Consider the following 12,192-nt stretch of genomic DNA (forward strand, 5'->3'; position numbering starts at 1 on the left):
AAACACCTTATCCAGCAGATAAGGTGTTTTTGATAATTTATAAATATATTCTGCTTATACTATAAATGAATCACTTCATCATAAGCATCAGCTACAGCTTCCATTACAGCTTCACTCATTGTTGGGTGAGGGTGGATAGCTTTTAGTACTTCGTGTCCTGTAGTTTCTAGTTTTCTACCTAATACTGCTTCAGCAATCATATCAGTAACTCCGGCACCAATCATATGACAACCTAACCACTCGCCATATTTAGCATCAAAAATTACTTTCACAAAACCATCTTTAGTTCCAGCAGCACTTGCTTTTCCTGACGCAGAGAAAGGAAATTTACCTATTTTTAATTCATAACCAGCTTCTTTAGCTTGTTTTTCAGTCATACCCACACTTGCAATTTCTGGAGTAGCATAAGTACATCCAGGAATATTTCCGTAATCAATAGGTTCTACATGCATTCCCGCAATTTTTTCAACACAAGTAATACCTTCTGCAGAGGCAACGTGTGCAAGAGCGGGACCAGCAACTACATCACCTATAGCATATACTCCAGGGATATTAGTTTGATACCAGTCATTAACTACAATTTTATCTCTATCAGTAGCAATACCTAACTCTTCTAAACCAATGTTTTCAATATTAGTTTTGATTCCAACGGCAGATAATACAATATCAGCTTCAAGGATTTCTTCTCCTTTTTTAGTTTTTACTGTTGCTTTAACACCATCACCACTTGTGTCAACACTTTCAACAGAAGAATTCGTCATTACTTTGATTCCTGCCTTTTTAAAGCTACGACCAAATTGTTTAGATACTTCTTCATCCTCAAGAGGAACTAGGTTAGGTAAATATTCTACGATCGTTACCTCTGTACCCATAGAATTATAAAAATGTGCAAACTCAACTCCAATTGCACCAGACCCTACTACAATCATTTTCTTTGGTTGAGTTTCTAGAGTCATAGCTTCTCTATATCCAATTACTTTTTTACCATCTTGCGGTAAATTTGGAAGTTCACGTGATCTAGCTCCAGTTGCTACAATTATATGTTTACCTTCATAATCAGTTGCCTTTCCTTCAGCATCAGTTACGGTGATTTTATTACCAGATTTTAATTTTCCAAATCCATTAATAACATCAATTTTATTCTTCTTCATTAAGAACTGAACTCCTTTGCTCATTCCATCAGCTACACCACGGCTACGTTTTACTACGGCATCAAAATCTTTATCAAATTTTTCTACAGTAAGTCCGTAGTCTGAAGCATGTTTTAAATAATCAAATACCTGTGCACTTTTTAAAAGTGCTTTTGTAGGAATACATCCCCAATTTAAACATACACCTCCTAGGCTTTCTTTTTCTACAACTGCAGTTTTGAAACCTAATTGAGAAGCTCTAATAGCTGTTACATAGCCTCCAGGACCACTTCCTAAAACGATGATATCATATGTGCTCATAAATGTCAAATTTTTGAAGTCACGAATTTACGGATAATTCGGCGAACCTAAAAAGGAATTATGGATTCCGTGAAGTATAGTGTATGCTAAAAAAAAGACATAAAAAAACACTATCGCAAGGATAGTGTTAATTTTTTTATATCTATATGTCTAATTGGTGTAAAATTATACCAAAGCCATACTAAATGTGAATAAATTTTAGAAATCTAATTTTAGTGCTGATTGTACTGCATTCAAATCTTTTAAATCAACATCTGTATTTTCTGCAAAAGATGAAGGAACTACTACAATTCTGAATGTTTGATTATTTGTAAGATCAGCAGGGACCAAATCGGGATTATTACTTTCCATAATAACATCAACATCTCCTGAAGTAAAATTAAACCTGTATTGAACTGAAGTATCTGCAGCATCATTTAGGAATATAGTTACGGTTGGTAACGGTTCCCATACATCCAAACCATTATCCACCGCTTCTAAACGATATACTAATACTACATCAGAATCAAATATGTTTTGTCCGAAGAAAAAACGATGGGCAAAATTATTGGCGGCATTAAATGTTGTTGTAAATTCAAATGTTTGTCCAATGGTGTCGAAATCCGGATCATCATCTGAACAAGAAGTAAATAAAACTGTGGATAAGAATAAAAATGCGAAAATCTTTTTCATAATGTGTGTATATATTGTTTCGATATGTACTTACTTTATCAATAAGTGTTCCAAAAATAAATCTATTAAAGGAATGAATTATTAATAAAATTATAAATAATAAGAATAATTGACTTAAGACTTATCAAAATCAATACTTATAGAGTTTACACAATATCGTTGACCAGTTTGAGTAGGACCATCGTTAAAGACATGTCCAAGATGACTTCCACAATTTGAGCACAATATTTCGGTACGTATCATTCCGTGTGATGTATCTTTAATATACTCTACTTGCCCTTCAATTGATTTATCAAAGCTGGGCCATCCACAACCAGAATCAAATTTTGTACTGCTTTCAAATAAAGGAGCTTCACAAGCCATACAAGAATATATTCCATCTTCAAAATGCATGTTGTATTCTCCTGTAAATGGTCGTTCAGTGCCTTTTTCTCTAAGAACTCTATATTGTTCTTCGTTTAGCTGGTTTTTCCATTCAGTATCAGATTTTTGTAATGGGTATTTACTCATTTATTTAGATTTTTTTTCTACAAATACTAATGCATCACCGTTGATGCAATGACGCACACCAGTAGTTTCTCTAGGACCATCATTAAAAGAGTGACCTAAATGACCTCCACACGTACCGCATAATAATTCGGTACGAGCATATCCAATTTTATAATCAACATCTTTATCCACATTCCCTTTTACCGCTCTATCAAAACTTGGCCAACCGGTACCACTATCAAATTTATGTTTACTTTCATATAAGGGTGTATTGCAGGCTGCACAATGAAATGTTCCTGAAGTATATAGTTTATTTAGCGGACTGGAAAATGGTCTTTCAGTTCCTGCCTGACGTAGAATATAGTATTGTTCTGATGTCAGTATCTCTTTCCATTCAGCATTTGTTTTGGTGACCTTATAAGTTTTCTTTTCTTTTTTAGAAGTCTCTTGTTGCGCTGTACTTGTACAACTTATCGCTAAAATGCTGATAAGTATTAAAATAAGTCTTTTCATTTGTTTCATTTATATTGAATTCTATTATATAGTCGAACAAACAGTTAAAACATGACTAATATAAGGTTCATTTATTAATGAATTTTAAGATTTCAGAAATTACTTTTTTGTCACCTAAAATTTTTCGATGCCCTAATCTTTCAGTAATTAACAGGGTTCCTTCTTTTAAATTATCTGTTATCTCAAGAGCAGCACTGTAATGAACATCAACATCATTTTTGTCATGTATTACTAGTGTTGGTATTTGAACTCCACTAGCAGAAACAGCTCCAGAATAGTTATCAAGATTTTCTCCATACCTTTTATCAAAGTAAGCTTTCAGAAGCTGGGCTACTTTTTTAGTAAACTGTAAGTTTTTTGCAAAGTTTTTGGTAACAGCTGTAATGCTATTAGCGGTACCAACAATTACTAGTTTTTTTATAGAAAGTCCGTGCTTTGTTGATCTTAGTAATGACATTCCTCCTAAAGAATGTCCTATAGCAGCTTCAAAAGGACCGTGGGTGGCTTCAAGTTGATTAATTGTTTCAATAAAATGCGGAAGTATGGTACGTTTTCCTGGTGATTTTCCGTGCGCTGGAGCATCAAAACTTACGGTGCTATATCCTTGTGCTAATAATTGATCTGCAATTTTGGATAATTGGGTACCTGTACCTGACCAGCCGTGAACTAATAGAATTTTTTTATCTGATTTTCCGTAATTATAGACTACGACATTTCGGTTAATTTTTTTTATAAAAGCGTTTTCCTTTTTGCTCTCGTCATACATCTTCTTTTCTCTTTCTGGCATATCATATTTGAAAGGAGTTAAAAAAATTCGGGCCGCAAACCTCGAGGCAAGAAAGGGAGAAATCCAATTTAATATTTTTCCGGTATATAGTATTGGTTTTGGTACTAAAAGTGATTGAACCGGAATTAAATCTTTGTCAATTTTGGTCATTAATATTAGCTCTGATTATTGGGTTTAAAATTAAGCTATCATTGGAGTTAGGTGAAAAAATTATGATTAATTAACATAAAAAAAATGATGATTGTTGAAAATATATTTCCATAAATGCTTCGTATAACCTCTTAAAGTGTTTAATTTTGTAGCTTATTTTTAATTGAGACCTTAATGGGACTACCCCCCACAGAGATAGATAAAAAAGAGCAAAAAGTATTATACGATTACCAGAAAAGGGATATCGATAAAATATTTGGCCGTTTAGAAGAGTTTCCTAATAAATACAACCTGCTGTATCAATTACCTACAGGAGGAGGGAAAACCGTTATATTTTCAGAAATTGTTAGAAGATACATAGAAACTACTAAGAAAAAGGTAGTGGTTTTAACGCATCGTATAGAGCTTTGTAATCAGACATCCAATATGCTTACAGAGTTTCAGGTTAAAAACAAAATCGTTAATAGTTCGGTTAAAAAGCTTGAGGATCAGGGAGAATACATGTGCTTTGTTGCAATGGTAGAGACCTTGAATAATAGGCTTAATGATGATCAGCTGGAACTGTTTGATGTTGGGATGGTAATTATTGATGAAGCACATTATAACTCATTCAGGAAGCTTTTTAAGTTCTTTTCGCACTGTTTTATTTTAGGAGTTACTGCAACACCTCTTAGTTCTAATATGAAACTTCCTATGAAGGATAATTATCAGGAATTAATTGTTGGAGATACGATTACTTCTTTGATAAAAAAAGGGTTCCTGGCAAAGCCAGTTACATATACATTTGATGTTGGATTGGGCTCTCTTAAAATAGGTATGAATGGTGATTATACAGTAAAATCATCTGAAGAGTTGTATACCAATAACTTAATGCAGGATAAACTCTTACATGCATATGAGCAAAGATCAAAAGGCAAGAAAACATTGATCTTTAATAATGGTATTAATACATCTGTTTATGTATATGACACTTTTTTAAGGGCGGGTTATCCAATTCGACATTTGGATAATACAAATAGTAGACAGGAGAGAGCAGATATATTAAAATGGTTTAAAGAAACAGAGAATGCCATTCTTACTTCGGTTAGTATTTTGACTACTGGTTTTGATGAACCTACTGTTGAGACTATTATTCTTAACAGAGCTACAAAATCATTAACGTTATATTTTCAGATGATTGGTAGGGGATCCAGGATCTTACCTAATAAACCTGAATTTTCTATTCTTGATTTAGGAAATAATACTGCTAGATTTGGTTTATGGAATGCTAATGTTGATTGGCAGTCTATTTTTAGATCTCCTGACTTTTACTATGACAACCTTGTTGGTGATGAAGAAATCGAAAGAAACTTCAAGTATGTAATGCCTGAAGAGATACGAAAAGAATTTATCAATTCAACAGATATAGATTTTGATATCGAAGAAGAGTACTCTAAAACTAAAAGGTATAACCTTAGAAGTATGACTGTTCTGGAAAAATCGATAGAACAGCATGCTAAGATGTGCATAGAGAACAGTGAGGACGTCTTTGATGCACGTATTCTTAGCAGGCAGCTTGATGATGATATCCAGTATAGAGTACGTAGATATTCTTATTGTATAAGTAAAAGCACAAAAAATTATAGAGATTGGTTAGAAGAAGATTACAAACGTAAACTTAGATCTAAGATCAATCAGTTGTTTGTTGAAGAATAACTTACTAATTTTTAAGGGCCATTTCTATAGCTTTTTCTGCATGGATTTTTGCAGTATCAAAGATAGGGATGTCTACATCAGTAGATTTGATAAGTAAAGGTAATTCTGTACATCCTAGAATTACACCTTGAGCTCCTTTGCTTTGTAAGTTTTTAATGATTTCTATGATCTTTTCTCTAGATATGTTCTTAAGATCTCCTAGAACGAGTTCTTTGTAAATGATATCATGGATAACGGCTCTATCTTTTTTATCTGGTATTAGATAATCGATTTTGTGATCACTCAGGATATTTTTATAAAAATCTTTTTCCATAGTAAACTTGGTACCTAAGAGTGCTACCTTTTGTAATTTATGAGATACAATTTCTTTACTAGTTGCAGTTGCTATATGTAAAAAAGGAATAGAAGTATTTTTAATGATTTCATCACTACATAGGTGCATTGTATTAGTACATAGAATTACTAAATCAGCTCCTGCATTTTCTAATTGTTTAGCAGATGCTATCATTGTTTGATTAAGGCTATTCCAGTCATTTTTATGCTGTAGACTTTCGATTTCAGCAAAATCTACTGAATTTAGAATACACTTGGCAGAATGAAAACCTCCAAGTAATTCTTTAACTTTTTTATTCATTAACTCATAATAAACGGCTGATGACTCCCAACTCATTCCTCCGATTAATCCAATAGTTTTCATATTAATTATCTTTAGTTATATTTCAATTTCACCAATTAAAAAAGGAACGCTATATCCACTTAAATAAACGCGATCTCCTTCTAATCTGCAATCTAGCTCCCCACGACGTTCTGATAATTGAAGTGCTTTAAGCTTATTTTTATTTAATTTTTCTGCCCACAAAGGAACTAATGATGAGTGCGCAGAACCTGTTACCGGGTCTTCCATAGGAATCTCAGGATTAGCATCAAACACGCGAGATACAAAATCAACATTTTCTCCTGGAGATGTTATTATAGTACATAAATAGGGGAGTCCTCTAAGAACTTCAAGATTCGGTTTTTCTGAAAGTATTTCCTTTTCAGAAGATACAGTTATAATCAAATCCCTATCTCCATATGCTTTAATAGGTTTTGAATTGAAAGCTTTATAAACCTGTGCTGGGATTTCAACTTCTTTTGGAGGACGAGATGGAAAATCAAGAGTTATGGATCCATTATCTTCTTTTTTGGCTTTTAAGACTCCACTTTTAGAAGAAAAGGTTACTTCATTCAATGTAGTGTCTATATAATTAAAAATAACATAAGCTGATGCCAGAGTGGCGTGACCACATAAATCAATTTCAGCATATGGCATAAACCATCTAATCTCATAATGATCATTGTTTTTTACAAAATATCCGGTTTCTGCAAGATTATTTTCTATGGCTATGTTTTGTAATGTCTCATCATTTAACCAGTGTGGTAAATGACATATCGCTGCGGGATTGCCACCAAAAAGTTTTTTGGTGAAGGCATCTATTTGATACATTTTAATCTTCATCTGTCTGAATTTTTGTTGTATTGAGAGTTATAAATTTTGCTTAATATATTTTGAGAACTTTGCCAGTAATGTTAGTAGTTAAAGCTTGTTTGTATACACTAGTAACGTCAGTGATATCCACAGGATAATAACCTGCAAATTTTTTGTCTTTAGGAAAACTTCCTGAAATGGCTCCGGGAGCAACTACATTTATACGGATGTTGCGGTCTAATTCATGCGAAACTGCATTTACAAAGCTATGAATGGCTCCATTGACTAAAGATAAAGCAACAGTATCGGGTTCATAGTGCTCAGCAAGGATACCAGTTGTCAATGTTATTGAACCTTTATCGCTTAAATAATCTTGAGCAATATGTGTAAGATTTACTTGTCCCATTAATTTACTTTGAATGCCTTTGTAATAATCTTCCTCGGTTAACTTAGAAAATGATTTCCAGGCGGCGGTACCAGCTACGTTAACAATAGCATCTAGTTGTGGTAAACCTTTAAGTAATTTTATAATTGAAGTTGAATCCGTAATATCAATAGGGAAGGATTCACTATTTCTATGTGCACCATATACTTCAGTATAATCATTTTTTAAGCTACTATATACCTCTTTTCCTATGGTACCAGTAGCACCTATAACTAATATTTTCATAATTATATATTTAATTTTATAAATATATTATTTAAAATTTTTATAACTCTTGTTGAATTGAGTTAAGAAATTCTTTGATTACTTTTTCATTTCTTTTAAAATATGTCCACTTTCCGTGTCTTGTTGTTATCAACAGTCCGGCTTTATGCATTCCGGATAGGTAATGAGAAATCGTAGGTTGTGATAAACCAGATTTATCCTTTATATGCTGACCACAAACACCATCATTAAAATGACCTAATTCTTTATGAGGCGGAAAATTTGCATCGGGATCTTTTAGCCAACCTAGTATGTCTAAACGAGTGGCATTCGATAACGCTTTATTTATCTGAAGGATTTTATCTTTATCCATAATACAAATATATACATATTTAATTATATGAATATGTTAAAAATGTAAATTATTTGTTGTTCTACTTTAAAAGCTCTCTGAATGCCTGAATTATATATAGTTTTATGAGATTAGGAAATGAGTATATACTATTTAAAACCTATTGAAATTAATGTTTTTTAAAAAAAACATCTTATTTGTTGTAACAAAATTTACATATGTTCGTCTAGTAAGTATAAGCAGTAGAGAAACTGATAATTAATTGAAGATAAGTATTTTGTCAATAGTGATTCTAAAGCTTTTATCCTGATACTTCTTGGGATGAGTGCTTTTAAAAACGAAAACACCTTTTGCTTTTCATCGATCAAAAAGACTAAAATTTCTTTACAAAACAGTTTGAACGTTACTATAGAGCGTCTATCCTGATACACTTGGGATGGACGTTTTTTCATGTTTAATGGTATACTAGATAATTTAAAAGCGAGACCATAACTATGATCTCGCTTTTTGTCTTAAGTGTTTAGTAGTTAATTAACACCACCTTTTCTTCTAGGGCTTCTTGGTTCTGGCCAGGTACGTTGTTTTTTTGTTCTGGGATTGATAGGTAATACACTTTTTTCTCTTGATGTTTTTTCTGCGTCTTCACTAGCTTTATACGCTAAAATTGCAGTTAAAATCACATTGTTTAATACATCGTCGAATATTATTTTGTCATAAGTATCACGGTTGGTATGCCAGGTATAATTCCAATATGACCAGTTTAGCGAACTTAAGGAGAATGCAGGTGCTCCAGCAGCAACAAATGATGCATAATCAGATCCTCCACCACCAGGAACACCAGGAAATGTTGTTTCTATATGTTTTGTGATATCTTTTGGTACAGATTCTAACCACTTGCCTAAATAAGAGTAGGAGTGAAGAAATCCTTGTCCAGATAATCTTACCACTCGACCTGTACCATTATCTTGATTAAATAGTGCCTGGACACCATCAACTATTTTAGGATGATCTTCTACAAAAGCTCTGGACCCATTAAGTCCTTGTTCCTCACTTCCCCAAAGACCAATTAATATAGTTCTTTTAGGGTTGGGATATATTTTTTTAAGAATCCTGGCAGCTTCCATCATGGTAATGGTTCCGGTACCATTATCAGTTGCTCCGGTTCCTCCATCCCAAGAATCAAAATGAGCAGAAAGGATAATGTATTCATCCGGTTTTTCAGTTCCTTTTATTTCTGCTATTGTATTAAATGTAGGTACCATTCCTAATTCCTTGGATTCTGCCACAATTTTTATTTTTGGTTTTGCCTTATGTTCAACTAAACGATATAGCATTCCATAATCTTCTAGTGAAATATCGACAGTTGGAATTTTTTTAGTCCTTGCACTGAATATTTTATTAACTCCAAATCCTCTCGACCAATTACTCTGGACAATACCTGCTGCTCCTGCTTTTTCAAGAGCAGGCGTTAATGTGCGACGATTGTAACCTGTTTTTCTAATGTTTTCTCTCCAGGCTTTGGTTTGTTCTTCTCTTTGTTCTTTCATTTTTTTGAAAGATTCTTCTGTAGCAAATTCTTCCCAGTTATAATCAGGTCTTCCTGTAGGTTGATTCATAGAAACCATAACTAATTTGCCTTTTACTTTAGGCAACCAATTCTGAAATGCTATTGAATCGGTTATAACCGGAAGAACAACTAGTTCGGCAGTTACACCCTCACTTCCAGTATTTGGGTTCCAGGCTAATTGCATCCCTTCGAGGGATTCTATTCTAGGGTATACCATATCAATATGTGTAATACCTCGTTCCCAACCTCGCCATTCTCCCCATTTTTCATTCCTGGCATCAATTCCCCATGTTTTATATTTGGCAACAGCCCATTCATGTGCTTTTTGCATTTGGGGTGTTCCTACCAATCTAGGACCTATGCCATCCAAAAGCTCGTGTGCTAGCTCTTTTAATTGTGAATGATCAGTAGCTTCATTAATTATTTTTTCGATTACAGGGTCTTTTTCCTGAGCAGATAAAGACAAGCATACCAAAATTAAGATAAGTGTGAATATGTGTTTCATTATAGATGGATTTTATTTGTACAATGTAAACATATCCAAGAGCTAAGAGTTTTTATTTAACAAAACCTTAATGTAATCAGAGTCATCAATATTGGGATTAAAATATTCTTAAGTGTAAATATTAAAGAGTGTATGCTTTAAGGAGAGTAAAATAATCGTTATTCTTGCAAACAATGAATATTATTCCGGATATACAGACAAATCGTATTGCGATTAAATTGAGGCCCACTGCAGAGAAGATGGTGAAACGAGGACATCCTTGGGTTTTTGAAGATAGCATAATTAAACAAAATACTGAGGCGAAAGCAGGAGATTTAGTTATTATCTACGATGCAAAAAAGAATAACTTTTTGGCTTGTGGTTTGTATGATCCATATTCTCCTATTCGGGTTAAATTAATACATGCAGGAAAACCAACACAGATTAATAAAGAATGGTTTTCTATAAAAATAAACGAAGCATATGAGTTAAGAAAACCGTTATTGGAAACAGATACTAATAGCTATCGATTGTTATTTGGAGAGAATGATAACCTACCTGGATTTATTGCAGATGTTTATGATACTGTATTAGTTGTAAAATTGTATTCTCATATATGGTTTCCTTATCTTAATTGGATAATTGATTATTTGATTGAAGTCTCCGGTTGTAAAACAGTGGTGCTTCGTTTAAGTAGATTGCTTCAATCTAAAGGAGAATCTTATGGTTTGTATGATGGAAAAGTAATTTATGGTACTTTGGAAAACGAAGTAGTAATATTTAGAGAACACGGTGTTTCATTTTCTGCTAATGTTATTAAAGGACATAAAACAGGCTATTTTTTGGATCATCGAGAAAATAGAAAAAGAGTGGGGGAGCTTGCTCAAGGAAAAACGGTTTTAGATGTTTTTTCATACGCAGGGGGATTTTCTGTTCATGCATTAGCTGGTGAAGCAACTGAAGTAATTAGTTTAGATATCAGTAAACATGCCTTAGAGATGGCAAAAAATAATGCATTGTTAAATACACATACAGGTATTCATACTACTATGGCTATTGATGCATTTGAAGGATTACAAAGCTTGATAAATCAAAAAAAACGATTTGACATTGTTGTAATTGATCCTCCATCATTTGCAAAGAGAGAAAGTGAAATTTCAAAAGCTAAAAACAGCTATGCTCGTTTAGCAAAACTTGGAGCGCAATTAGTAATGCCAGGAGGAATTTTAGTATTAGCGTCTTGTTCTTCTAGAGTTAATGCTGAAGAGTTTTTTACTATTTCTGAAGAGAATATTCTAGGTTCTGGCAAATCTTTTGAAGAATTGAGTAAAACTTATCATGACATTGATCATCCTATTACTTTTCCCGAAGGGGCGTATCTAAAATGTGGTTATTATCGTATTTCATAAAAAAAACAATCCTATGATAAGGATTGTTTATGGTTTACTACTATTGAATTTTTTTATTTGTTAATGCTTACCAAATACATGTACTTTGGCTTTTTTTCTAGATAAGTTCTTGGTATCATAAAAAAATGTAATATCTCTTATCACTCTTTTACCTCCTTTTAAATCGATAATTCTTGTAGAGCTTCTTTTAGAGAAATTATGTTTTAATTTAATTACATCTTTTTTACCATTTCCATACTGAACTATCATTTTATGCATATTGAGAGAACCTCCTGTTACTTTAACTTTGAGTTTTGTGAAACCTCCTTCTTTAGCTGTTACTTTAATCACATCTTTATCAAGTCTATAATTAACGGTTCTTGATCCCAGGTGATCCCATTTAACAGTGTTTGTTGTAAAACTACTGGATATAATAAATAATACAATTAATAGCGATGGGAGCGATAGCTTTTGTAGTGTTATGTTTTTCATGGTTTTTAAATGTATTGATTTGTTAGTTAGACTTA

At 32.9% G+C, this 12,192-nt stretch carries 13 protein-coding genes; 2 read left to right on the forward strand and 11 right to left on the reverse strand.

The features are described 5' to 3' along the window. Nucleotides 1-59: 59 nt before the first annotated feature. From lpdA to U0D62_RS09430, 5 genes are all read right to left on the reverse strand, one after another. Nucleotides 60-1,451, reverse strand: coding sequence for a dihydrolipoyl dehydrogenase (gene lpdA / locus U0D62_RS09410; RefSeq protein ID WP_322287017.1), 1,392 nt, complete (start codon nt 1,449-1,451; stop codon nt 60-62). A 198-nt stretch (nt 1,452-1,649) separates the two neighbouring features. Further along, nucleotides 1,650-2,123: a hypothetical protein gene (locus U0D62_RS09415; RefSeq protein ID WP_322287018.1), complete on the reverse strand. Its 474-nt coding sequence runs from the start codon at nt 2,121-2,123 to the stop codon at nt 1,650-1,652. A 114-nt stretch (nt 2,124-2,237) separates the two neighbouring features. Then, complete coding sequence (gene msrB, locus U0D62_RS09420) at nt 2,238-2,633, reverse strand: peptide-methionine (R)-S-oxide reductase MsrB (RefSeq protein ID WP_322287019.1); 396 nt, start codon at nt 2,631-2,633, stop codon at nt 2,238-2,240. Next, nucleotides 2,634-3,125 (reverse strand): peptide-methionine (R)-S-oxide reductase MsrB, encoded by a 492-nt coding sequence (msrB, locus tag U0D62_RS09425; protein ID WP_322287020.1) that lies wholly within the window; start codon nt 3,123-3,125, stop codon nt 2,634-2,636. A 67-nt stretch (nt 3,126-3,192) separates the two neighbouring features. Next, on the reverse strand, nt 3,193-4,062 hold the full coding sequence (locus U0D62_RS09430) for an alpha/beta hydrolase (RefSeq protein ID WP_322287021.1): 870 nt from the start codon (nt 4,060-4,062) through the stop codon (nt 3,193-3,195). Nucleotides 4,063-4,236: 174 nt separating this feature from the next. Here U0D62_RS09430 and U0D62_RS09435 point away from each other — a divergent pair, with 174 nt between their 5' ends. Continuing rightward, nucleotides 4,237-5,757: a DEAD/DEAH box helicase gene (locus tag U0D62_RS09435; protein ID WP_322287022.1), complete on the forward strand. Its 1,521-nt coding sequence runs from the start codon at nt 4,237-4,239 to the stop codon at nt 5,755-5,757. A gap of 4 nt (nt 5,758-5,761) precedes the next feature. On the opposite strand, the gene U0D62_RS09440 is transcribed toward U0D62_RS09435, so the two are convergent. The 5 genes from U0D62_RS09440 to U0D62_RS09460 form a co-directional block, all read right to left on the reverse strand. Beyond that, entirely contained in the window at nt 5,762-6,454 is a 693-nt protein-coding gene (locus U0D62_RS09440) for an aspartate/glutamate racemase family protein (protein WP_322287023.1), read from the reverse strand. 15 nt (nt 6,455-6,469) lie between these two features. Then, nucleotides 6,470-7,255 (reverse strand): PhzF family phenazine biosynthesis protein, encoded by a 786-nt coding sequence (locus U0D62_RS09445; protein ID WP_322287024.1) that lies wholly within the window; start codon nt 7,253-7,255, stop codon nt 6,470-6,472. Nucleotides 7,256-7,295: 40 nt separating this feature from the next. Continuing rightward, nucleotides 7,296-7,895: a short chain dehydrogenase gene (locus U0D62_RS09450; protein ID WP_322287025.1), complete on the reverse strand. Its 600-nt coding sequence runs from the start codon at nt 7,893-7,895 to the stop codon at nt 7,296-7,298. Between the two features lie 40 nt (nt 7,896-7,935). After that, entirely contained in the window at nt 7,936-8,247 is a 312-nt protein-coding gene (locus tag U0D62_RS09455) for an ArsR/SmtB family transcription factor (RefSeq protein WP_322287026.1), read from the reverse strand. A gap of 506 nt (nt 8,248-8,753) precedes the next feature. After that, nucleotides 8,754-10,298, reverse strand: a complete 1,545-nt coding sequence (locus U0D62_RS09460; protein WP_322287027.1) for a M20/M25/M40 family metallo-hydrolase — start codon at nt 10,296-10,298, stop codon at nt 8,754-8,756. A gap of 173 nt (nt 10,299-10,471) precedes the next feature. Between U0D62_RS09460 and U0D62_RS09465 the strand changes: the two genes are divergently transcribed. Beyond that, nucleotides 10,472-11,686, forward strand: a complete 1,215-nt coding sequence (locus tag U0D62_RS09465) for a class I SAM-dependent rRNA methyltransferase (protein ID WP_322287028.1) — start codon at nt 10,472-10,474, stop codon at nt 11,684-11,686. 60 nt (nt 11,687-11,746) lie between these two features. Here U0D62_RS09465 and U0D62_RS09470 read toward each other — a convergent pair whose 3' ends face one another. After that, nucleotides 11,747-12,157: a DUF2541 family protein gene (locus U0D62_RS09470; RefSeq protein ID WP_322287029.1), complete on the reverse strand. Its 411-nt coding sequence runs from the start codon at nt 12,155-12,157 to the stop codon at nt 11,747-11,749. Between the last annotated feature and the right edge of the window lie 35 nt (nt 12,158-12,192).

Source organism: Aquimarina callyspongiae, assembly GCF_034322225.1.
Classification (GTDB): Bacteria; Bacteroidota; Bacteroidia; order Flavobacteriales; family Flavobacteriaceae; genus Aquimarina.

Excerpts from the sequence above, each read along its gene's own strand:
- lpdA (WP_322287017.1), bottom strand. The coding sequence starts at position 1,451 with ATGAGCACATATGATATCATCGTTTTAGGAAGTGGTCCTGGAGGCTAT.
- U0D62_RS09415 (WP_322287018.1), bottom strand. The coding sequence starts at position 2,123 with ATGAAAAAGATTTTCGCATTTTTATTCTTATCCACAGTTTTATTTACT.
- msrB (WP_322287019.1), bottom strand. The coding sequence starts at position 2,633 with ATGAGTAAATACCCATTACAAAAATCTGATACTGAATGGAAAAACCAG.
- msrB (WP_322287020.1), bottom strand. The coding sequence starts at position 3,125 with ATGAAAAGACTTATTTTAATACTTATCAGCATTTTAGCGATAAGTTGT.
- U0D62_RS09430 (WP_322287021.1), bottom strand. The coding sequence starts at position 4,062 with ATGACCAAAATTGACAAAGATTTAATTCCGGTTCAATCACTTTTAGTA.
- U0D62_RS09435 (WP_322287022.1), top strand. The coding sequence starts at position 4,237 with ATGGGACTACCCCCCACAGAGATAGATAAAAAAGAGCAAAAAGTATTA.
- U0D62_RS09440 (WP_322287023.1), bottom strand. The coding sequence starts at position 6,454 with ATGAAAACTATTGGATTAATCGGAGGAATGAGTTGGGAGTCATCAGCC.
- U0D62_RS09445 (WP_322287024.1), bottom strand. The coding sequence starts at position 7,255 with ATGAAGATTAAAATGTATCAAATAGATGCCTTCACCAAAAAACTTTTT.
- U0D62_RS09450 (WP_322287025.1), bottom strand. The coding sequence starts at position 7,895 with ATGAAAATATTAGTTATAGGTGCTACTGGTACCATAGGAAAAGAGGTA.
- U0D62_RS09455 (WP_322287026.1), bottom strand. The coding sequence starts at position 8,247 with ATGGATAAAGATAAAATCCTTCAGATAAATAAAGCGTTATCGAATGCC.
- U0D62_RS09460 (WP_322287027.1), bottom strand. The coding sequence starts at position 10,298 with ATGAAACACATATTCACACTTATCTTAATTTTGGTATGCTTGTCTTTA.
- U0D62_RS09465 (WP_322287028.1), top strand. The coding sequence starts at position 10,472 with ATGAATATTATTCCGGATATACAGACAAATCGTATTGCGATTAAATTG.
- U0D62_RS09470 (WP_322287029.1), bottom strand. The coding sequence starts at position 12,157 with ATGAAAAACATAACACTACAAAAGCTATCGCTCCCATCGCTATTAATT.